General features: G+C 54.6%; 21 protein-coding genes and 1 tRNA gene. 8 read left to right on the forward strand and 14 right to left on the reverse strand.

The features are described 5' to 3' along the window. Positions 1 to 10: 10 nt before the first annotated feature. Both Yoon_RS01685 and Yoon_RS01690 read right to left on the reverse strand, forming a co-directional pair. Positions 11 to 95: transfer RNA gene (locus Yoon_RS01685), tRNA-Leu, on the reverse strand. A gap of 119 nt (positions 96 to 214) precedes the next feature. Further along, positions 215 to 1,825, reverse strand: a complete 1,611-nt coding sequence (locus Yoon_RS01690) for an NAD(P)H-hydrate dehydratase (RefSeq protein WP_238109580.1) — start codon at positions 1,823 to 1,825, stop codon at positions 215 to 217. A gap of 171 nt (positions 1,826 to 1,996) precedes the next feature. On the opposite strand from Yoon_RS01690, the gene Yoon_RS01695 reads away from it, so the two are divergent. Both Yoon_RS01695 and glnA read left to right on the forward strand, forming a co-directional pair. Beyond that, on the forward strand, positions 1,997 to 2,335 hold the full coding sequence (locus Yoon_RS01695; RefSeq protein ID WP_238109581.1) for a P-II family nitrogen regulator: 339 nt from the start codon (positions 1,997 to 1,999) through the stop codon (positions 2,333 to 2,335). 64 nt (positions 2,336 to 2,399) lie between these two features. Then, positions 2,400 to 3,806 carry a type I glutamate--ammonia ligase gene (glnA, locus tag Yoon_RS01700; protein ID WP_238109582.1) on the forward strand — a complete coding sequence of 469 codons (1,407 nt, stop codon included), beginning with the start codon at positions 2,400 to 2,402 and terminating at the stop codon, positions 3,804 to 3,806. 60 nt (positions 3,807 to 3,866) lie between these two features. Here glnA and Yoon_RS01705 read toward each other — a convergent pair whose 3' ends face one another. Further along, positions 3,867 to 4,736: an endonuclease/exonuclease/phosphatase family protein gene (locus tag Yoon_RS01705; RefSeq protein ID WP_238109583.1), complete on the reverse strand. Its 870-nt coding sequence runs from the start codon at positions 4,734 to 4,736 to the stop codon at positions 3,867 to 3,869. 105 nt (positions 4,737 to 4,841) lie between these two features. Here Yoon_RS01705 and Yoon_RS01710 point away from each other — a divergent pair, with 105 nt between their 5' ends. Together Yoon_RS01710 and purB are read left to right on the forward strand one after the other, a co-directional pair. Beyond that, positions 4,842 to 6,056: a bifunctional alpha/beta hydrolase/OsmC family protein gene (locus Yoon_RS01710; RefSeq protein WP_238109973.1), complete on the forward strand. Its 1,215-nt coding sequence runs from the start codon at positions 4,842 to 4,844 to the stop codon at positions 6,054 to 6,056. A gap of 736 nt (positions 6,057 to 6,792) precedes the next feature. Then, positions 6,793 to 8,100, forward strand: coding sequence for an adenylosuccinate lyase (gene purB, locus Yoon_RS01715; protein WP_238109584.1), 1,308 nt, complete (start codon positions 6,793 to 6,795; stop codon positions 8,098 to 8,100). A gap of 48 nt (positions 8,101 to 8,148) precedes the next feature. On the opposite strand, the gene Yoon_RS01720 is transcribed toward purB, so the two are convergent. Beyond that, the gene (locus tag Yoon_RS01720; RefSeq protein ID WP_238109585.1) at positions 8,149 to 8,820 is read right to left on the reverse strand and encodes an acyl-homoserine-lactone synthase; all 672 of its coding nucleotides are present in this window, start codon (positions 8,818 to 8,820) and stop codon (positions 8,149 to 8,151) included. Positions 8,821 to 8,946: 126 nt separating this feature from the next. Continuing rightward, on the reverse strand, positions 8,947 to 9,555 hold the full coding sequence (locus Yoon_RS01725; RefSeq protein ID WP_238109586.1) for an autoinducer binding domain-containing protein: 609 nt from the start codon (positions 9,553 to 9,555) through the stop codon (positions 8,947 to 8,949). Between the two features lie 139 nt (positions 9,556 to 9,694). Here Yoon_RS01725 and Yoon_RS01730 point away from each other — a divergent pair, with 139 nt between their 5' ends. From Yoon_RS01730 to Yoon_RS01740, 3 genes are all read left to right on the forward strand, one after another. After that, positions 9,695 to 10,183 carry an autoinducer binding domain-containing protein gene (locus Yoon_RS01730; protein WP_238109587.1) on the forward strand — a complete coding sequence of 163 codons (489 nt, stop codon included), beginning with the start codon at positions 9,695 to 9,697 and terminating at the stop codon, positions 10,181 to 10,183. A gap of 47 nt (positions 10,184 to 10,230) precedes the next feature. Next, positions 10,231 to 11,280, forward strand: a complete 1,050-nt coding sequence (locus Yoon_RS01735) for a FliG C-terminal domain-containing protein (protein ID WP_238109588.1) — start codon at positions 10,231 to 10,233, stop codon at positions 11,278 to 11,280. Positions 11,281 to 11,349: 69 nt separating this feature from the next. Then, complete coding sequence (locus tag Yoon_RS01740; protein WP_238109590.1) at positions 11,350 to 12,237, forward strand: lysophospholipid acyltransferase family protein; 888 nt, start codon at positions 11,350 to 11,352, stop codon at positions 12,235 to 12,237. Here Yoon_RS01740 and Yoon_RS01745 read toward each other — a convergent pair. Next, positions 12,234 to 12,887 (reverse strand): thioredoxin family protein, encoded by a 654-nt coding sequence (locus Yoon_RS01745; protein ID WP_238109592.1) that lies wholly within the window; start codon positions 12,885 to 12,887, stop codon positions 12,234 to 12,236. The genes Yoon_RS01740 and Yoon_RS01745 overlap by 4 nt on opposite strands. 265 nt (positions 12,888 to 13,152) lie before the next feature. Here Yoon_RS01745 and acnA point away from each other — a divergent pair, with 265 nt between their 5' ends. Further along, on the forward strand, positions 13,153 to 15,843 hold the full coding sequence (acnA, locus tag Yoon_RS01750; RefSeq protein ID WP_238109595.1) for an aconitate hydratase AcnA: 2,691 nt from the start codon (positions 13,153 to 13,155) through the stop codon (positions 15,841 to 15,843). Positions 15,844 to 16,002: 159 nt separating this feature from the next. Here the strand turns inward: acnA and Yoon_RS01755 are convergent, their stop codons facing one another. From Yoon_RS01755 to secD, 8 genes are read right to left on the reverse strand one after another with little or no spacing between them, the layout of a single operon-like run. Beyond that, entirely contained in the window at positions 16,003 to 16,539 is a 537-nt protein-coding gene (locus Yoon_RS01755) for a DsbE family thiol:disulfide interchange protein (RefSeq protein WP_238109597.1), read from the reverse strand. After that, the gene (gene ccmD / locus Yoon_RS01760; protein ID WP_238109599.1) at positions 16,532 to 16,675 is read right to left on the reverse strand and encodes a heme exporter protein CcmD; all 144 of its coding nucleotides are present in this window, start codon (positions 16,673 to 16,675) and stop codon (positions 16,532 to 16,534) included. Before ccmD ends, Yoon_RS01755 begins: the two co-directional genes overlap by 8 nt. Next, a complete protein-coding gene (locus Yoon_RS01765; RefSeq protein ID WP_238109600.1) occupies positions 16,668 to 17,396 on the reverse strand; it encodes a heme ABC transporter permease in 729 nt (242 codons plus the stop codon). The genes ccmD and Yoon_RS01765 overlap by 8 nt, the downstream gene beginning before the upstream one ends. Positions 17,397 to 17,427: 31 nt before the next feature. Then, positions 17,428 to 18,084 (reverse strand): heme exporter protein CcmB, encoded by a 657-nt coding sequence (gene ccmB, locus Yoon_RS01770; RefSeq protein ID WP_238109601.1) that lies wholly within the window; start codon positions 18,082 to 18,084, stop codon positions 17,428 to 17,430. Then, positions 18,081 to 18,695: a heme ABC exporter ATP-binding protein CcmA gene (gene ccmA / locus Yoon_RS01775; protein ID WP_238109974.1), complete on the reverse strand. Its 615-nt coding sequence runs from the start codon at positions 18,693 to 18,695 to the stop codon at positions 18,081 to 18,083. Before ccmA ends, ccmB begins: the two co-directional genes overlap by 4 nt. After that, on the reverse strand, positions 18,695 to 19,048 hold the full coding sequence (locus Yoon_RS01780) for an Mth938-like domain-containing protein (RefSeq protein ID WP_238109602.1): 354 nt from the start codon (positions 19,046 to 19,048) through the stop codon (positions 18,695 to 18,697). Before Yoon_RS01780 ends, ccmA begins: the two co-directional genes overlap by 1 nt. A gap of 9 nt (positions 19,049 to 19,057) precedes the next feature. Beyond that, positions 19,058 to 20,239: a protein translocase subunit SecF gene (gene secF, locus Yoon_RS01785; RefSeq protein ID WP_238109603.1), complete on the reverse strand. Its 1,182-nt coding sequence runs from the start codon at positions 20,237 to 20,239 to the stop codon at positions 19,058 to 19,060. Between the two features lies 1 nt (position 20,240). Then, a complete protein-coding gene (gene secD / locus Yoon_RS01790; protein ID WP_238109604.1) occupies positions 20,241 to 21,902 on the reverse strand; it encodes a protein translocase subunit SecD in 1,662 nt (553 codons plus the stop codon). Positions 21,903 to 21,908 lie beyond the last annotated feature (6 nt).

Here is a 21,908-nt window from a genome sequence, read left to right on the forward strand (position 1 = left end):
ATAAAACTAATGGTGCGGGTGAAGGGACTCGAACCCCCACGCCTCGCGGCGCCAGAACCTAAATCTGGTGCGTCTACCAATTCCGCCACACCCGCATGATTATTAGGGGCAGTTTTCAAGGCCACCCCAAGGTTGGCCGCTTACTAGCAAAGCTATTACCGGGAAGCGAGAGGAAAAATGCGCTTTCTTGATACGATTTCGCAGAAACTTTGGATCAGGGCACATCTAATGCGCGTAGAACTGCTGGCAGCTGCTCTGGCAGGTCCTCTGCAATCAGCCCCGGCCCGAATTTCAACGCGCATTCTGTGTGCAACCATGCGCCAGTTTCGGCCGCCTGCATTGGGCGAAAACCGCGTGCTAAAAGCCCCGTGATGAACCCGGCTAAAACATCCCCCGATCCGGCGGTAGCCAACCACGGTGCGGCGCGCTCATACACCGATGCATTAATGCTGCACCGGCCTGTTGGATCAGCGATCACGGTATCCGGCCCCTTAAACAGAACCACACACCCTGCCCGCTTGGCCGCGTCACGCGTGGCATCCACCTTAGAATAGGCTGGGCCCTTGGTCCCCGGCGCGTTCAACTTGTCTGCAATATCCGGGAACAACCGCGCAAATTCGCCCGCATGGGGCGTCAGCACACATGCTTTATGCAGCTTTGCAAATAAAGCCGCGTCACGCGCAAGCAAGGTCAACGCATCCGCATCCAAAACCGCTGTACGTCCGCTTGCTAATATTGAGGCAACCAAAGCCGCCTCCCGCGCGCCCAGCCCCAATCCCGGCCCAACACAAAGCGCGTTGATGCGCGCATCCCCCAGAGCAACCTCTAACGCGGCGGCATCATTCACAGACGTCAACATCACAGCATTCAACTGCGCCGCATTCTCAACCAACGCCACCTCAGGACAGCCAACTGTCACAGCCCCCGCTCCAATCCGCAAAGCCCCCCGCGCCGCAAGCCGGGCAGCACCGCCCTTGCCGATACCGCCAGACAGGATGAATGCGTGGCCGTGCGAGTATTTGTGACCCTGTAACTTGTCGCTAAATGAAGGGGCATCAATCAATTTAAGGGAACGACTTGGGCTAAGTTGTGACAGACCTATATCAACAATTCGTAACGTTCCACACCACACCGCTCCTCCAATCGGCTCGGCTGACGGCTGTAGTACGTGGCAGATTTTGGGTCTATGGAAGGTAACCGTTAGGTTTGTTGGGAATGCACCCTCGAGATTGCGCCCACTATCACTACAAATGCCGCTTGGTGTGTCAACCGCGACATAGCGACGTACGCGCTCAGTGAAGACCCGAGGCATAAACGCATGCCAGGTTCTTTCGGTGTCGGCGGGCATCGAGCGCGTTAGCCCGATACCGAACAACGCGTCCACCACAAGCTCAAAGTCTCCTACATCTAACTCGTCTTCGATTTTGTGATCATCCCACCAGGCGCATTCACCAATCTCACACCACCGCTCATAATTTACCTTCGCATCCGGCGGCAGCCTCTCAGCATCGCCATACAAAAACACCTCAACATCCCAGCCCGCCTCAAACAACAATCGCGCAACAACGAACCCATCACCGCCATTATTGCCGGGCCCACATAAGACAACCGCCCTTTGCTTGCCCTTCTCATCATCTTGCAAAAAATACTCCGGGGGTTTGGGGGTTGGCCCCCATGACGGCGCCAGCTCTGGCCATTCTTCAAAAATGGCGGCCACAACGCCACGCCCGGCGCGCTCCATCAGTTCAAGCCCGGTGACGTCGCCAGAGGCAATCGCAGCAGCCTCAATGGCGCGCATTTGGGCGGCGGTCAAAACTTCGGTCATAGAATAGGCATCCAGTTTACATTTCGCATGAATTTCAGGACAGTTGCATAATTTTTAATCACTTAATATTCTTTACCCTCTTGCAACACACCTTATGGTTCGCCACGAATTGTCCCGATGCAACAGAAATGTTCTGACCACTATGAAACACCGTTAGGGGAGTCGCGGCCTATGAAAAAGATCGAAGCGATCATTAAACCATTCAAACTTGATGAAGTGAAAGAAGCGCTGCAAGAAGTCGGCGTGCAAGGTCTTTCCGTCGTCGAGGTCAAAGGCTTTGGCCGTCAAAAGGGTCATACAGAACTGTACCGCGGTGCAGAATATGTTGTGGACTTCTTGCCAAAGGTGAAAATCGAGATCGTCCTTGCCGACGATCAGGTTGATGCCGCTGTCGAAGCGATCGTTGGCGCCGCAAAAACCGACAAAATTGGTGATGGCAAGATTTTTGTCTCGCCGATTGAACAGGCAATTCGCATTCGCACCGGTGAAACCGGCGACGAAGCTCTCTAATACCACACTGCGGGCCTGCCCCGCGGACGTACACCTACCAAAAGACTCTTAGAAAGGTACCAAAATGGACAACAAAGATGTCATCAAGCTGATCAAAGATGAAGAGGCCGACTATGTCGATATCCGCTTCACTGATCCACGCGGGAAACTCCAGCACGTAACCGTTGTTTCTGATCTGGTTGACGAAGACTTCCTCGAAGAAGGCTTTATGTTCGACGGTTCATCCATCGCCGGTTGGAAATCTATCGATAAATCAGACATGAAACTGATGCCACAGGCAGGCAGCGCATATGTTGATCCGTTTTATGCGGAAAAAACAATCTGTATCCACTGCGATGTTGTCGAACCAGACACAATGGAAGCCTACGACCGCGACCCACGCGGTACCGCTGCCAAAGCCGAAGAATACCTGAAATCAACAGGCATCGGTGACGCGGCCTACTTTGGTCCAGAAGCTGAATTCTTTGTATTCGACGATGTGCGCTTCCAAGTGTCCATGAACAAAGTGTCCTACCAAGTTGACGCCATCGACGGCGCTTGGAACTCTGACACCGAATATGAAATGGGCAACACAGGTCACCGTCCGGGCATTAAGGGCGGCTATTTCCCTGTAAACCCAGTGGACGACGCACAAGAGATGCGCTCCGAAATGCTGTCCACCATGAAACGCATGGGCATGAAGGTTGACAAGCACCACCACGAAGTGGCGTCTTGCCAGCACGAATTGGGCCTGATTTTTGGCACGCTGACACATCAAGCTGACGAAATCCAAAAGTACAAATACGTTGTCCACAACGTCGCCCAAGCTTACGGTAAATCGGCGACATTCATGCCTAAGCCAATCGCTGGCGATAACGGCACGGGTATGCACGTAAACATGTCGATCTTCAAAGAGGGCAAGCCGCTCTTCGCTGGCGACAAATACGCGGATCTGTCCCAAGAAGCTCTGTACTTCATCGGTGGTATCCTTAAGCACGCCAAAGCGCTGAACGCGATCACTAACCCATCAACAAACAGCTACAAACGCCTGATCCCAGGTTTTGAAGCCCCCGTTCTGCGCGCCTACTCTGCGTCGAACCGGTCTGGTTGTGTGCGTATTCCTTGGGCGGAAAACCCCAAAGCAAAGCGCGTCGAAGCCCGTTTCCCTGATCCAGCAGCCAACCCATACCTGTGCTTCGCAGCACTTCTGATGGCTGGCCTTGACGGCATCAAAAACAAAATCGATCCCGGCCCCTCATCTGACAAAGATCTTTACGATCTGCCACCAGAAGAGCTCGCAGGTATCCCAACTGTTTGTGGCTCTTTGCGCGAAGCGCTCGAAGCCCTTGAAGCAGACCATGACTTCTTGATCCAAGGTGACGTGTTCACCAAAGACCAACTCGAAGGTTACATGGAACTGAAATGGGAAGAAGTGTACGCATACGAGCACACACCACACCCAATGGAATACAAGCTGTACTACAGCTGCTAATTTCTGCAGAATACGCGATTAGAAAAGGCACTGCTACGGCGGTGCCTTTTTCGTTGCGCTTTAGCCTGACAGATGCAGCGCAGCCAGAACCCCCATATGATCCGACCCCAACCGATCACGATAGGTCACACGCCCGCCGCCGGGTGCGGACACATAGTCAAGAAAAAGCGGCGCTCCGTACAAGTTATAGGTTGGACGTATTGGACGTGCCAATCGTGTCTGAGATACCTGCCGCAACTGGCGAACGGACGCCGCCCAAGGAAATATGTTAAAGTCGCCGCCCATCACAATGGCCCCCTCAAGCTGTGCAAGCAAATCCGAAGCGGACGTTGCCGAACGCGCGTGATCGTAAGGATAAGGCCATGGCAAATGCACGGACGCGACCCAGACAGCTTGCCGCTCCTTAACGATACGCGCCGCAGCGACACCTCGATGCGTTGAACATAGCGGCGTGCCCGCGAATGGTGTCTTTGACAGCACCGCGACGCCGCTCCAACCTGAAAACCGGCACAAATGTTGATATGGGTAGTCATTCGCCAACATACCTAGAATCGCCCCGTTTGTCCGCGATACTTCTTGTAACGTCACAACATCCGCCGCGCTTGCGCGAATGTCATCGGCCAGCGCGGGTAGATCAGAATTCCGGTAAAGCAGGTTCTTCGTATATAGCAGCAGTGGACCCTCTGCCCCCGACGCAACCAGCAGCGGCGCCGTCGTCCCCAGCGCAAGAGTAGCAGCCGCAACGCTAAAAATCCGCAAAACCCTCGGCATTTGAAATGCTAATCCCGCCGCACAGACAATGCCCAGAGGCATCCGAACCAATGCGAGACTATCCCCCAGCGGATGCACGTGCCCTCCAAATCCAAGCAAAATCCCGACACATAGCGCCAAAAGCGTCACTACGCCCAATCCCCGGCATATCTGTCTCATTGTAACCTCATTCACCTGATTGCGATTGCGACCCATTCCAATTGTTTTGATTGCAAAGGATGACCATATAATGTGCAGGGTTTGCGCAGGAACGAGGATTTGACGATGCACACAGAACGGATCACTTTTACGGGCCATGCAGGCGATACGCTGTCGGCGCGTTTGGATCTCCCCCAAGGGACACCGCGCGCGACAGCACTTTTTGCGCATTGTTTTACCTGTTCCAAAGACAGCATCGCGGCGCGGCGCATTTCCGCTCGGCTTGCGGCGACGGGGGTGGCCGTGCTGCGGTTCGACTTTACAGGGCTCGGCCAATCGGAAGGCGCGTTTGAGGACACCAGTTTTTCATCGAACGTATCAGATTTGATTGCGGCGGCTCAAACGCTTGCGGAACGCGGGCTCCCGCCCAGTTTGCTCATCGGCCATTCTCTAGGTGGCGCTGCGATCTTAAAGGCGGCGCGTGCGATCCCATCCGCCAAAGCCGTCGTGACCATCGGCGCTCCTTTTGACCCCGCGCATGTCACCCATCATTTTGCAGGGGCATTACCTGAAATTCAGGCGCAAGGCGCGGCACAAGTCTCGCTTGGCGGACGCCCCTTTACGATCGGTAAGGCCTTTGTGGATGATATCAGCACAGCGGAACTTGCCCCGGCAATTGCGCAGCTCCACACGGCCCTTTTGGTCCTACATGCGCCGCGCGACAGCATTGTCAGCATCGACAACGCTGCTGATATCTTCATGGCCGCGAAACACCCCAAAAGCTTTGTTACTTTGGACGATGCGGATCATCTGATTAGCAAACATCAAGATGCTGAATACGCCGCTGATGTGATCACCGCATGGTCAAAACGCTACCTGCCCGTCCCTGAAATCAAACAGCTGGATGCCACCCCCGAAGGGATCACCCGCGTCACCGAGGCCGCCCCCGACGGGTTCTTGCAAGATGTGCAAAGCGGCACGCATCACGCACTTGCCGACGAGCCAAAGAAATATGGCGGCACCGATAAAGGGTTCACACCCTACGGCTTTGTGGCGGCAGGGCTCGGGGCTTGCACATCCATGACGATCCGCATGTATGCCCGGCGTAAAAAATGGCCGCTGGACGGGGTGCGCGTCGATGTCAGCCACGCCAAAGAACACGCTGCAGATGCCGCAGAGCCGGGCGCGAAAATCGATCACTTTGATCGGCACATCACGCTCACCGGCGACCTGTCAGAGGATCAGCGCGCGCGCCTGCTTGAAATCGCAGACAAATGCCCGGTCCACCGCAGCCTTGAGCGCACCAATGTGATCACCACACAGCTCGCACCGCCCGCGTAAGGTGGATTTAAATCCACCTTACGGCTACCGCCTCCGAAACTGGACCTTCGCGAAAGTCTCCTTCGAACCTGTCGCTTATATAAGGAATTCATGAAAGCGTGTTTGCTCCACGTTCGAAATGTGGTTTGGTTTGTGGGAGCTTTGAGCATCCACGACCGACAAGGAAATTAAAAAATGGGCTTCTTTCATAGGTTAACTGGCTTACAGTGCCCTAACTGCAAAGCGCCTTTGCCTTTTTCGACGACTTCAACATTGCTTGGAGACGAGACAGTAAGCGTGCCACTTGGTACGATTAAGTGCGGTGAATGCGACAGAGAAATCAAAGCTAGAGGTAATCGGTGGGATCACGTAATTAGGTTGGGTGCAGTGTATATACTGCCTGCGTTCATTGTTTCTCAAATTTTAGGGACCGGTTTTGCGTTTGGGCTAAACTTAGTGTTGTTGCCGTTCGCTCTCAAATTTGTGGGGCTCGAACGAGCCTAGGTTGTGTCGTCTTGTGGCATTGTACTACGCTAACCATCCTAAGGTTGCTAAGCCTGTACAGTAGACTTCGAGCACGGTTCACAGAAAGTCGAAATCGTATCGGCACCCTATGCCGCGCCCGTTCGCTGAATACAGAGTTTACGCAATATCATCCCATAGATGCCGTTCGCGACACACTGCCCCTTGAGCCTTGGTCCCCTGCCCCTTATGACGCAGGGGAATATAGCTGCTCACCCCAAGAAAGGTGCCACCCATGATTCCACGCTATTCCCGCCCAGAAATGACCGCCATCTGGGACCCTGCCACAAAATTCAAAATCTGGTACGAGATCGAGGCCTATGCCTGCGACGCCCAAGCTGCGATCGGCGTGATCCCTGCCGAAAGCGCTGCCGCCGTTTGGAAAGCCAAGGACGTGGAATTTGATGTGGCCCGCATCGACGAAATCGAAGCCGTCACCAAGCACGACGTGATCGCGTTCCTGACGCATCTGGCCGAACATATCGGATCGACCGAAGCGCGCTTTGTGCACCAAGGCATGACATCTTCTGATGTTCTTGACACGACATTCAACGTGCAGCTTGTACGCGCCGCCGATCTGCTTTTGTCTGGCATGGATCGCGTTCTTACTGCGTTGAAAACCCGCGCCATTGAGCACAAAGAAACCGTCCGCATTGGCCGCAGCCACGGTATCCATGCAGAACCAACCACAATGGGGCTAACCTTTGCACGTTTCTACGCGGAAATGGACCGGGGCCGCGCGCGTCTGGTTGCCGCACGCGCGGAAATCGCAACGGGTGCTATTTCGGGCGCGGTCGGCACATTCGCCAATATTGACCCATCCGTCGAAGAACATGTGTGTGAAAAACTGGGCCTCTCCCCAGAGCCGATCAGCACACAAGTCATCCCGCGTGACCGCCACGCCATGTTCTTTGCCACGCTGGGCGTAATCGCATCATCCATTGAAAACATCGCAACCGAAGTGCGCCACATGCAACGCACCGAAGTCCTTGAAGCCGAAGAGTTTTTCTCAAAGGGCCAAAAGGGATCTTCCGCGATGCCACACAAACGCAACCCTGTTCTTACCGAAAACCTGACAGGGCTTGCCCGTTTGGTGCGCATGTCAGTTGTCCCAGCTATGGAAAACGTGGCCCTATGGCATGAACGCGACATCAGCCATTCGTCCGTGGAACGCGCAATTGGCCCCGACACAACGGTCACATTGGATTTCGCCCTGCACCGTTTAGCAGGCGTCATCGAAAAGCTGGTGATCTACCCAGACAACATGTTGGCCAACATGAACAAATTCCGTGGGCTCGTAATGTCACAGCGCGTCCTTCTTGCACTGACCCAAGCAGGTGTCAGCCGCGAAGATGCCTATAAGCTAGTGCAACGCAACGCGATGAAAGTCTGGGAGCAAGGCAAAGACTTCCAAACCGAGCTGTTAGGCGACGCAGATGTGCTTGCTGCGCTATCTGCCGATGAAATCAAAGAAAAATTCGACCTCGGCTATCACACCAAACACGTCGAAACGATCTTTAAGCGGGTCTTTGGCGACAGCTAAGCCTTTGCGGTCGGTTAGGAAATCATCCTTTCCGGCCGCAACAAATACCTAACTCACAGATGGCGCATGAACCGCGGCGACCGGCGCACCGCTTGTCGCCTTGGCTGGGCGCGCAACAACGGCTGCTTTTTGACGACGCGGTTTGGCTGGCATGCTCATCGCGACATAGCGGCGTTCATCGTGGCAATTCACATACGAGTCACCAATAAGCTCCACATCATAACCAAGTTGACGTAACGTTCTGGAAAATACCGGCGGGCACAGTGCGATAATCTCGGTCCCACCGTGCGCTTTTGTCTGTTTGACGACTCCATCCAGCACCAACCCCAAGCATTCTGCCCGCTCGGCTTGCGTTGTGACCTCATCGGAAATAACCACGCGCGTCGCTTCCCATACATCGGGTGTCACAGTTGAGATGTCGATAATATCTTCTGGAATACCAATCAATTTGCCCGCAACTGCATCGCCCAACATATAGGTATGTGAACCCCATTGAGCCGTCGTCGACATCGCTCGCATCCCGCCGATGACTTTACCGTCACGCAAAACCAGTGAATAATGTGCATTTGGGTTGTCATATTGATCCATCTCAACAGTGTCATCGTGTGGAATCTGCCAGCCAAGCTGGTCTACGAAGAATTGCTTGCGCAGCGCAAGAAATTCATAAAATGCTGTGCCGTACTGGTGAAGCTGCGCGAAACTGAACGAAATATTTTCCATGGTGTTTTCTCTCTACCGATAAGCGATCTAGTCGCCAAATTACATCTGCTAATTGTCACGAAGGCCGTGCCTATTTCAAATTAGCGTCAAATTTTATATAAGTAAGAAAAAAACGACAGGTAGTACTCAGATAAGCCCGTACTGGTTCGCAAGTGCCGCTGCTTGCGTGCCTGTTTTGGCACCCAATTTCAGCTTTGCATTTTTAAGACGCTGCTTCACGGCGCCCTCGCTCACACTCAACTCAAAGGCGATTTCCTTGAGCCGCTTGCCGTCCTTGACCATGCCCAATGCTTCAAGTTCTGCACGAGTCAAATTCGTTGGTGGGGCGGTCTCATTGTGCCGGCGGGCAAGCAGCGCCTTGAGCAATTTCGCCTCGAGATCGCTATACTCACGGTCCCCACGGGTAAAAGAAGCGAACGAACGTTGGGCATCTATGTTCCCATCAAAGACGGATACGGTGACTCCGAAACGCATTCCAAATGTCTTAGCCTGCGCAATAATACGCTTGGGGTCATCGAGCGGCAAATCGCTCCAGCGGCATATCCCGGTATTGCCGAATGCCCACCTAACAGCCGGATCAAAAAGCATAAACCTTTGGGTTGTGTAGTGATGCACCCACTCGGCAGGAAATGCATTCACCTCCTCCATCGGAAAGGCAAAGCCAATCCGAAGTGCGATATAATACCCAGACGGAGCAAGCTGCTCTATTTCGTCTGGCCCCATCAACGTCGACATTCTTATTCCCCGAGCCTCAAACTATTTTTTTAAGGTCTTGTTGCTGCACCACTGTTATCTGTAGAATGCTAAAATGCGGTACTTCGTATAGTAGTATTGCGATATTGTAGCCCTTGGCAACTGGAAAGCGAGTTAAATCATGTCGCAAACACAATATGAAATTAGCGAAGTTCTGGAAGAACTTGGTGAACTCGCGCCTGCTGGTTATGCACTCGGTTTTCATATCGCCTACACAACACCCAAATTTATGTTCCAAACATATCCAAAAGCATGGTTGGACTACTATTCGCAAAACGGTCTGGTCATGTCGGATCCAATGGTTGCATGGGGATTCGAAAATACTGGAAGCTGTCGCTGGTCAGAACTTGATGACCCTTCTGGTGTTCTAAAGAAAGCCTCAGAACATGGCATGCCATATGGCCTCGTTTGTGCTGTAAAATTTGATGATAGCATCAGTATTTGTGGCTGCGCACGCGCAGACCGGGAATTTTCCGACGCCGAAATCGAAATTATTCAAAGTAAAGTCAACTATTTACACAAATCGACAGCAGACCAAGCACATCTAACGCCAGAGACCATTCAGGACCTAAAAAACATGTCGATTTCGTTCACACACCCGGGATCGTAAGCTGGGTTTCTAACCTTTCATTTACCCCCACTCCATAGAGTGTGGGAATGAGTATGCATTTTGATACCCCTGCCGCTTCGGCACTAACCCGCCGACGTAAGGCCGCAATGATCGTTCAAATGATGATCAGCGACGGGGGCAACCTGTCGTTGTCTCAGCTACCCGAATCACTTCAAGAAGTTTTAACGAACGAGTTGGGCGCCATAAAACTGGTTGATCGTGATACGGTCGCGGATGTCGCGGCTGAATTCACCGCACAGCTCGACGCCATCGGTCTGTCGGCCCCGGGTTCGCGCGACGGGGCCATTGCAGCCCTGTCTGATCACCTCAGCCCCTCTTTGGCGGAACGGTTGCGCGCTCAGATGGAAAGCGTACGCAACGGTGATCATTGGCCCACGGTCGCCGAACTTTCGATTGAACGGCTGGTGGATATCATGACCCGCGAAAGCATCGAAATTTGCGCCATCGCCCTATCAAAACTACAGGTTGGCAAAGCAGCAGAGGTCTTAACGCAAACGCCGGGTGAACGGGCAAGGCGGATCACTTACGCAATGTCGCTGACATCTGAAATCTCGCCGGATGCCGTCCGCCGTATTGGCGCATCACTGGCCCAAGACTATGGGCAACCTGCAAAACCTGCGTTTGAAAAACCCCCCGTGCAACGATTGGGCGCGATCTTGAATTCGACCATCACGGACACGCGCGAAGATGTGCTGACCTCACTGGGCGAAACGGACCCTGATTTCGCAAGCGATGTCCGCAAAGCGATCTTTACATTTAAAGACATCGCGCCGCGCGTCAAACCCACCGATATCCCCAGCTGCATTCGTTCTGTCGATGCCGAAGTCTTGACGCGCGCCATTGCTGCCGGCCTTGCCGGGGATGCGCCGATCGTGGCCTCGGCCGAATTTATTCTTGGCAGCGTGTCACAACGTATGGCCGGACAAATGCGCGAAGACGCCGAAGAGATGGGGCGCATCAAAAAAGCAGATGCAGAGGCAGCGATGTCAGCCATCACCACGGCGATCCGCGAAATGGCGGAAAGCGGCGTTATTACCTTGATTGACCCGGACGAGGATGACGACGAGGATGAATAGCGCGTGGACAGGCCCTAGGGATTAGCCCTATTCTTGCCCGATGATTCCTCACGCGTTTATAGGCCGCAAATGACTCGGCGCAAATCCTCCCAAGGCACCAATGTCGATTGGGTCGCAGACCGTGTTCTGCGAGGGTTGATCGGTACGTTGCTGCGACTGCCCTATGAAACACGGGTGCCTGCGATGGGGCGCGCGCTAAGCGGTGCAATCGCCCCGCTCGCGGGATACCGTAAACGTGCAGAAGCAAACCTTGCGATGATTTACCCCGAAATGACGGTCAGTCAGCGCCAACAGATTGCACGAGATTGCTGCGACAATTTTGGGCGCACGCTGATCGAAAACTATGCATGGAAAGAGTTTTCCGATCGTTTGGCGGGAACAACACCCACTGGAGCGGGCTTGGCAGCGGTTGAAAAGGCCGCATCCGATCAACGCCCAGTGATGTTTGTCACCGCCCATTATGGCAACCACGAAGCCCCGCGTCAGGTACTAACCAACATGGGCTACACGATTGGCGGGCTTTACCGTCCGATGCTAAACCCCTATTTTAACTCCCATTACGCGAAAACCATGACCTCATGGGGCGGGCCCGTTTTCGAACAAGGGCGGCGCGGCACGATGGGGTTCGCGCGGCACCTGAAATCCGGCGGAATGGGAACTTTGCTGTTTGACGTTTCAGCCAAAGGGATCAGCCTGCCGTTTCTGGGGCACCCCGCACATACGGCCACCTCGGCCGCTGATATTGCGCTGCGTATGAACGCAGTCGTTATCCCCTATTTCGGCATTCGCCAACCCGACGGGCTTTCTTTCGCGGTTGAGGTCGAAGCCCCGATCACCCTTGCAAGCCCCGAACAAATGATGACGGAAATGACCGCACGGCTAGAGGCGCAGATCGCACGAGATCCGGCACAATGGTTTTGGGTGCATCGGCGTTGGAAAGCGCGTGGGAAATCCTAGCGCAGCTGCGCTGCACCCACGATCGGCCCATACCCGGCCCGCTGAACCAACACTGCGACCGGATCGTCGCCTGGGGCTGCCGCACGAATGGTCATCACGCCCGCCCCGTCCCATTCCGCGACCTGATCAAAATCCGTCACGATATTTGAATAGGTCAATTGTCTACCCGCGTTTTCGCCCCGACGAATATCGACACTTGCCTGCGGCGTATATCGCACGATTTCAAAGACATAATCGCCCTCTTGACTGGCCGTCGCAGAAATTTCGATATAATCATCAGCCCGCGTGAGCGTCACAGAAACCGGATACTCTTTCTGACTATGCGCTTGTATGAGATCCATCACCTGCATCGGCCGCGACCCTATCACGTGGTCTACGCCGCCAACAATCATTTGAGGGGTATAGACAGTGGCGGCATGTGCAGCGCGCGCATACGCATGTTGGCGCGCGGTGTATTCGGGGTTTGCAAAGCTATCAGCCCAGCCAATGTAATCCCAATAATCAACATGCAACGCTAATGCGATGACATCGCTACGCTTAGCCAAATCATGAAGCAATGCATCAGCTGGCGGGCAAGATGAACAGCCCTGCGACGTGTAGAGTTCAATGACAACGGGTTCCGCCTGCGCAGCAATTGGTGCTGCCAACATGAATCCACAAACCGCAATTCCCGATAAAGTTCTAAACATTCTACATCCCGATACTATCTGCAATTTGGTGTAGCCCGGCCCGGCTGTAATGACCAATCAATGAATTGCGAACAGTTTGTTATGTATGTTTCAGTTGCAACAACCGAAAAACGCTATGGTTGTATACGCCTAAAAATCACCGCTGCCCCCCTCTTGATCGCAGCACACCATGATGCATAAATCATCTTCATAGCCTTACACAGCTTCCGCCATGAAAGGGATAGCCATGACGATCACAGTCGGCGCAGATACAGCCAAAACCCGTAAAACCCTTACCGTTGGGGATCAATCCGTTGCTTATTACTCAATTCCAGCGGCACAAGCCGCGGGTTTAGGCGATTTTTCGAAACTTCCGGCGGCGTTGAAAGTCGTGCTCGAAAACCTGCTACGTTTTGAAGACGGTGGGTTTTCTGTATCCGTCGATGACATCAAAGCGTTTTCTGAATGGGCCGACAATGGCGGGAAAAACCCGCGTGAAATCGCCTACCGCCCTGCCCGTGTCCTGATGCAAGATTTCACGGGCGTGCCCGCTGTTGTTGATCTTGCCGCGATGCGCGATGGAATTGTGGCACTTGGGGGGGACGCCCAGCAGATTAACCCGCTCAACCCTGTGGATTTGGTCATTGATCACTCTGTTATGATTGATGAATTTGGCAACCCACGTGCGTTTCAAATGAACGTCGACCGCGAATATGAACGCAATATGGAACGGTATCAGTTCCTGAAATGGGGTCAAAGCGCGTTTAGCAACTTTCGCGTGGTGCCGCCGGGCACAGGGATCTGTCACCAAGTTAACCTTGAATACCTGGCGCAGACGGTTTGGACAGATACCGACCAAGACGGCGTCGAAGTCGCCTATCCAGATACGCTTGTCGGGACAGATTCGCACACGACTATGGTCAACGGCCTTGCCGTTCTAGGTTGGGGCGTCGGCGGGATCGAAGCCGAGGCGGCCATGCTTGGTCAGCCGGTTTCAATGCTGATCCCAGAAGTCGTCGGTTTTGAGCTGACCGGCGAGATGGTCGAAGGCACCACGGGCACCGATTTGGTTCTCAAGGTCGTGGAAATGTTGCGTGAACTGGGCGTCGTTGGCAAATTCGTTGAATTCTTCGGCGAGGGTCTGGACCGTTTGCCGTTGGCGGATCGCGCGACTATCGCCAATATGGCGCCTGAATATGGCGCGACATGTGGCTTTTTCCCAATCGATAGTGAAACGCTGCGTTACCTGCGCAACACTGGGCGCGACGAAGACCGGATCGCCTTGGTCGAAGCTTACGCCAAAGAAAACGGATTTTGGCGCGATGCGGATTATAGCCCGATCTACACAGATAAATTGCATCTCGATATGGGGACAATCGTTCCTGCGATTTCCGGCCCGAAACGGCCGCAGGATTACGTCGCCCTGACTGACGCAAAAACGGCTTTCCAAAAAGAAATGGCAGAAACCTTTCAGCGCCCGATGGACAAAGAGGTCGCTGTCGCAGGTGAAGATTATACGCTTTCATCTGGCGACGTTGTGATTGCGTCAATCACATCTTGCACCAATACATCCAACCCATATGTCATGATTGGCGCGGGGCTGGTCGCTCGTAAGGCCGCAGCACTTGGGCTTGACCGTAAGCCATGGGTCAAGACATCGCTCGCCCCCGGCAGCCAAGTTGTGTCTGAATACCTAGAGGCCGCAGGCCTGCAAGAGGATCTTGATAAAATTGGCTTTAACCTTGTCGGATATGGCTGCACGACCTGTATCGGCAACTCTGGCCCGATCCAAAAAGAACTGTCGGATGCCATCGCGACAGGCGATCTGGTCGCGACATCTGTGCTGTCAGGCAACCGGAACTTTGAAGGGCGCATTTCGCCAGACGTACGCGCCAACTATCTGGCGTCACCGCCGCTTGTCGTCGCCTATGCATTGGCAGGCACAATGGATATCGACCTGGCCAAAGACCCCATCGCGCAAGACAAAAACGGCAATGATGTTTACCTCAAAGATATCTGGCCCAGCTCAGCCGAAATCAACGAGATTGTCGAAAAAACAGTCACTCGCGAAGCCTTTATCAGCAAATACGCGGACGTCTTCAAAGGCGACGATAAATGGCAGGCCGTGGAAACAACCGGGTCAGAGACCTACGATTGGCCCGCTGCTTCAACCTATGTGCAAAACCCGCCCTATTTCCAAGGCATGTCTAAGGACGCAGGCAAGATCGCCGATGTTGAAAACGCCAAAGTGCTCGCGGTGTTGGGTGATATGGTCACGACCGACCACATCAGCCCCGCCGGATCGTTCAAAGACACCACCCCTGCAGGGCAATATCTGATCGACCGTCAGGTGCCTGTGCGTGAATTCAACTCTTACGGCTCGCGTCGGGGCAACCACGAAGTCATGATGCGCGGCACATTTGCTAATATTCGCATCAAAAACGAAATGCTCGACGGCGTTGAAGGCGGCTACACAAAAGGGCCCGACGGCGCGCAAACCTCTATCTTTGATGCCGCAATGGCGCATCAGGCGACTGGCACACCGCTCGTGATCTTTGGGGGTGAACAGTATGGCGCGGGGTCGTCCCGTGATTGGGCGGCAAAAGGTACATCGTTGCTCGGCGTGAAGGCTGTGATTTGCGAAAGCTTTGAACGCATTCACCGGTCGAACCTTGTTGGCATGGGCGTCGTACCTTTTGAATTCACCGGCGGCGACACCCGCAAAACACTGGGTCTGACCGGCGAAGAAACCGTCACTATCACGGGCCTTGATACAGTTAAACCGCTGCAAGAATTGACCGCCAACATCACAATGGCCGACGGTTCAACCAAAGACATCACCGTCAAATGCCGGATCGATACGGCGGTCGAAATTGAGTACGTCGAAAACGGCGGCGTGTTGCACTATGTGCTGCGCAACTTGGCGAAAGCGACGTAACCACGCACAAAAGCGGGTGTGGTTTCTTGCTTGCCATGCAGCCACGACCGGTAACGCCAGAACCGAATGGTGGGCAGCAGAGCGCCCGCCCGTTGGGGCGGTTCGGGCGCTACCCGGCCTATCGTCCGGGTGGGACGTTCCAAATGGAGATCAGGAAGTCTACTCCACCGCGTCCATCAACGCCGGCAAAAACCGCTGCTCATAATCTGACCCGACCAGCGGCCCGACAAAGCGGAACAAAACCGTTCCATCCCCATCGACGATGAAGGTTTCCGGCGGCGCGGTGACGCCCCAGTCAATTGCGATCCGGCCCCGCAGGTCAAACCCTGTGGCGAAAAACGGGTCTTCGTAATCGGTCAGATATGTCGACGCGTGATCCTGTTGGTCGCGAAAATTGACGCCTGCGATACGGTAGCCTTCTTCGGCCAGTTCTAGCAGTTTTGGGTGCTCAGCACGGCACGGTGGGCACCAGCTGGCCCAGAAATTCACGATTGTGATCTCACCAGCCCGCAGGTCCGCATCGGTGAGTTGCGTGGTGCCTGATACCGCCTCCAATGGGACGGCAGGCGCTTGCTGCCCGATGAAAGTCGATGGCAACTCGTCAGAATTCCCCTGCATCATGCTGACGGCAAACATACCCGCAAGCCCCGCAAAGATGACCGGCGGTAAAATTACAAGCGGCGATATTTTAGCCATTGTTTTCAATCCGTTCCAATGCGGTGCGCATACGCACGGACCGCCGCCAGCTCAGCAGGATCAGCACGGCCAACAGCCCAAGGCTCACCCCGTAGGCGGCCAAGACTTCAACAGCATATTTTCCTAAATCAGGCACGACGCGCCCTCGCTTCTAGGGCCCGGATGCGTCGGGCGCGGATTTCGGTACGGGTGCGCATCAGCACGAGACCAACGAACAATAGCACAAACCCCACGATACAGATCACCAGCGGTTGCCAGAACACATCAGACACGTGTTCTTCGGCATCTAGCGACAGCGACGCGCCTTGGTGCAGCCCTTGGTTCCAGAAATTCACCGCATAGCGCGACAGGATGGCAAAGACCGATCCCACCATGCACAGCACAGAGGTCAAATCGGCGGCGGTGTCGGGATCCTCGATCGCTTCCCACATGGCGATATAGCCAAGGTAGAACAGGAATAGGATCAAAAATGACGTCAATCGCGGGTCCCACGCCCAATAGGTGCCCCACATCGGTTGTCCCCAAATCGCGCCTGTCAGCAATCCGATTAATGTCATCGTCAGTCCAATTGGCGCGGCGGCGCGCGCGGCAAGTGCGGAAACGTGATGGCGTCGCACGACCCAAATCAGCGAGGCAGCAAGCATCATGAACCAAGTGCCTGTTGCCATCGTCGCAGCCGGCACATGCAGGTAGATGATTTTGACTGTTGATCCTTGCCGGAAATCGTCAGGCGTAAAGAAGAACCCCCAAATCAGCCCAATTGTCAGGCACAGCGCAGCCGCCCCAAAAACATATGGAAGAACGGGTGCGGTCCAGCCCATAAATTTCTTCGGATTTGCATATTCCCAAAACGACATACTATTTACCTACCCTGCCCCATGCGCGCCTTCAACGCAGATTCATGCGTAATGTGGCCGCAGTCGCAAATGGCAGCAACGCAAAGCATCCAGCGGTGATCGTGCCCAGTAAGATCAGCGCGCCTGTCGCGTCCAGCCCGTCAGCGCCGCGCCGCACGGCTTCTGCCCCGAATATCAACGTGGGCACATATAATGGCAAGACAAGCAGCGACAAAAGCAAACCACCACGCCGCAGCCCCACCGTCAGCGCTGCACCAAAGGTGCCGATCATCGACAGCGCGGGCGTCCCCAAAAGGAGCGAAAGCAGAAGATAGCTGTAAGCCTCTGGCGCCAGCGACAACAAGAACCCAAGCGCAGGTGCCACGAGCGTCAACGGCAGTCCGGTTGTGATCCAATGCGCGAGCGCCTTCATCAACGCCGCCCCTTCAAGCGGTAGTGGTGAGGTTGCCAAGAGCCCGAGCGATCCATCCTCAAAGTCGAGCGCGAATATCCGGTCGAGCGACAAAAGCGCCGCCAGCAATGACGCAACCCACAATATCCCCGGCGCGATGCGTGTCAGCAAATCCACCTGCGGCCCAACCCCAAACGGGACCAGAATGATAACAATCAGAAAAAACGCGAGCCCCAGCCCAAATCCGCCGCCCGCGCGCACCGCTAGCCGTAAGTCGCGCAGCAGCAAAGCGATCACAAGAAAGCCTCGTCTGCGCCACCGCCGAAATTCAGGTCAGCCTTGAACGGGGTCAAATCAAGCTCGGGCGCATCAATCCCCAGATCGATATGTGTGGCGATCACTGCGATGCCGCCGCCCGCAAGATGGGTATCTTGCAGCCATTTCGCAAAAAGCTTGACTGAAAACCCATCCAACGACACCGTTGGTTCATCCAAAAACAGAATTTTGCGCCCAATCACGCCCAGCCGCGCCAGCCCAAGACGCCGCTTTTGCCCTGCGGACAATGTGCCTGCGATACGGTCCTGCAAATCGGCCAGATCGAAGGCCTCCCAGATCGTATCAGGCACGGGATTGCCATAGACATCAGCCCAGAATTTTAGGTTTTCGGTCACGCTGAGCGCTGTTTTGATCCCATCGGCATGGCTTGCATAGGCCAGATCATCCACGTCTGCGTCAACATCGCCTGCCAAGGCGGGTTGCAACCCTGCGAGCGTGCGCAGCAATGTCGTTTTGCCGATCCCATTGGGGCCGCGCAGGACCAGCGCCTGGCCTGCGATCACCTCAAAGCTCACATCGCTGAGCACTGGAATCCCACCGCGTGCGCAGGTCACATTTGTGACGCGCAACATCATACGGGGATCAGGGCGACAGCGATGCGGCGCCCTTCGGACAAAAGCACATTGTAAGTGCGGCAAGCGGCAGGTGACGCCATGGCCTCTACCCCGATCCCAGCGTCTTCAAGTGCGGTGCGAAAATCGGTTGGCAGATGTGCAATCTCGGCCCCTGTGCCGACAAAGAGCACGTCCAATGTATCAGCCTGCGCAATCAATGTGGCGGTGTCGTCATAGCCGCCCCAAGGCTGAACACCCGTTGCAAAGGCCGCAATCGGGCCATCAAACCGGGTGCCCCCTATGCGAAAGAAACCAGCGCCATAGCCGTCGACCGGGGCCGCGTTATCATAGCTGATTTCATTTAGGCGCATGGGCGATCCTTAGTTATCGATATGGGCGTAACGAGTGCCCGCGCTTGGGTCTTTCTTAGACCAATCGCGTTTGACGCCCAAGATCAGCAAGACTGTCGAAGCCACAAAGATCGATGAATAGGTGCCAATCACAACGCCCCAGATCATCGCAAAGACAAAGCCGCGGATCACGTCCCCGCCCAGCACGTAGAGCGAAACCAGCGCGAGCAGTGTTGTCACCGATGTCATCAATGTCCGCGCCAGTGTCTCGTTGATTGACAAGTTCAGCACCTCTTTGAGGTCCTTTTGCTTATATTTACGCAGGTTTTCACGCACCCGGTCAAACACAATCACGGTATCGTTGATCGAATAGCCAACAATGGTCAGTAGTGCCGCGATAATCGCGAGATCAAATTTGATCTGCAATTCCGAGAAGATCCCGATGGTCAGCAAAACATCATGCACCAATGCCAAAACCGCACCGACTGCAAACTGCCATTCGAACCGCATCCAAATATACAAAAGGATCGCCGCCACGGCCAAGGTCACGGCCAAGATCGCCGTGTTGATCAATTCGCCTGATACTTTGGGACCAACGGATTCGATGGAAGGGAAGCTAATGTTGTCAAAGGAACGCTTTACAGAAACGACAGTTCCCGCTGATTTCACTGCAAGCTCGACACCATCAACTTGGTCAAGAGTTGTTCCATTGGGCATAGCAATAACAAGCCCTGTCGGTTGGACAGTTACCTCTGCAGAAGCCAGTTCGGCTTGCGCGGCAGTAGTCATAACCTCTAGAAGCGAACTGTCCGCCTCAACCGTCAATAGCGTTTGGCTGCTAAGCATAGCACCTAGCGCAAATTGAACTGCCTGAATTGTTTCCGAAGCAATCCGCTCATCGCCCTCTTGGGCTTGAATGCGGACCATTGCGACGTGTTGATTGTCGTCAAAACTTGGGTCGTTGACTTCGGCAATTGACACATCGCCAAGGCCAAGCGGTTCAAGCGCCGACCGGTAGGCGGCGACGTCAACGGATACTTCGGATTGGGTGCGGATGCTTGTCCCACCTTGGAAATCGATCCCAAAGGCCAGCCCTTGGATCAGGAATGACCCCAAGGCAACGACCATCATGACCAACGAGATACCCAGCCAAATCCGGGCCTTGCTAAAGAAATCGATGTTGATGTTTTCGCGAACGAGTTTCAGGCGCATGTTAAACCTCGATTGTCTTAGGACGGGCACGCGCGAAGTAAATCGCGATCAGCGAGCGGGTCACAAAAATGGCCGTAAAGACCGATGTCAAAATGCCAAAGCCAAGCGTCACAGCAAAGCCAGACACCGGACCAGAGCCGAAGACGAACAAGATCACGGCAGTCATGAACGTGGTGATGTTCGCGTCAACGATGGATGACAACGCTTTTTCATAGCCCAGTTCAACCGCGCGTGCGGCCCCTTTGGCCGATTTCAATTCTTCGCGGATCCGTTCAAAGATGATCACATTGGCATCCACGGCCATCCCGATGGTCAGCACGATCCCTGCAATCCCCGGCAGGGTCAGCGTGGCCCCAATGATCGACAGCAGGCCGAAAATCAGCCCAACGTTGATAATCAACGCGATATTGGCGAAGACACCGAACAGACCATAGCTCAGCACCATAAACACAAGGATCGCGATGCCTGCGACGATACAAGCCACCTTACCGGCATCGATGCTGTCTTGGCCCAACTCGGGGCCAACTGTACGCTCTTCAAGCACAGTTAAATCCGCAGGCAAGGCCCCCGCACGTAGCAAAATCGCAAGGTTCGTAGCCTCTTCAACCGAGAAACTACCCGAAATTATCCCAGAGCCGCCCGGAATATGGCTGTTGATGCGCGGCGCAGAAATCACTTCGCCATCCAGCACAATCGCGAAAAGCGATCCGATGTTTTCTAGCGTGTAATCCCCAAAATCGCGGGCCGCTGATGTGTTAAACCGAAATGCCACTGCAGGTGCACCGTTTTGGTCAAAATCAAGCTGCGCATTTTCAAGATCTTCGCCTGTCACAACCGAACGCTTTTCAAGGATATAGAACACCCCTTCATTTTCCGCATCTGGTGCAAGAATATTGCCCGTGCCCGGCGATTGCCCTGGATCGGTCGTGCTGCCTAGAACAGCGTTAAACGTCAGCTGTGCGGTGGTCCCAATCAGATCGATCACCTCTTGCGCCGACCCCACGCCCGGCACTTGGATCAGTACGCGGTCGCTACCTTGGCGTTGAATAGTGGGTTCGCGTGTACCAGATTCGTCGATCCGGCGGCGCACGATCTCAAGCGTTTGCGCCATCGTGCGGTCATTCATCGCGGCGATTTCTGCTGCGCTCAGCTTTACTGTCAGCACAGGACCATTGATGGACACATCCAAGTTGCTACCAGCAGCGCCCGTCAGCGATGTGACGGGTTGGCCCAAGCCACGTACGATTTCAAGTGCGCGTGCGGCGCCCGCTTGTTGCGAAATGCGTACGCGCAATTCATCAGCGGGACTATCATCGCGGGTTACAAAGCCGATAGTATCGCGTTCGGCTGCCAGCGCGTCACGCACGTTTGGCCAGAACCCTTCAAGGTACGTGGCTTGCACATCGGCAAGCTGCACCTCGACCAGCAAATGCGCACCGCCGCGCAGATCAAGCCCGAGGTTCACAAGACCCGAGGGCAAGAAACCCGGCCATTGCGCCGCATCAGCGGCAAGCGCGTCATTGGACTGCCCACCTTCGATGATCGCAACCGCGTCATTATGTGTTTCAACCCGCGTGTAAAACGCATTTGGCATTGCAAACAGCAAGCCCAGAACCACAGTGCCCCAAATCAGGAACTGTTTGGTAAAGGAAAAATTCAGCATGACGCG

The organism is Yoonia sp. I 8.24, from assembly GCF_022096995.1.
Classification (GTDB): Bacteria; Pseudomonadota; Alphaproteobacteria; order Rhodobacterales; family Rhodobacteraceae; genus Yoonia.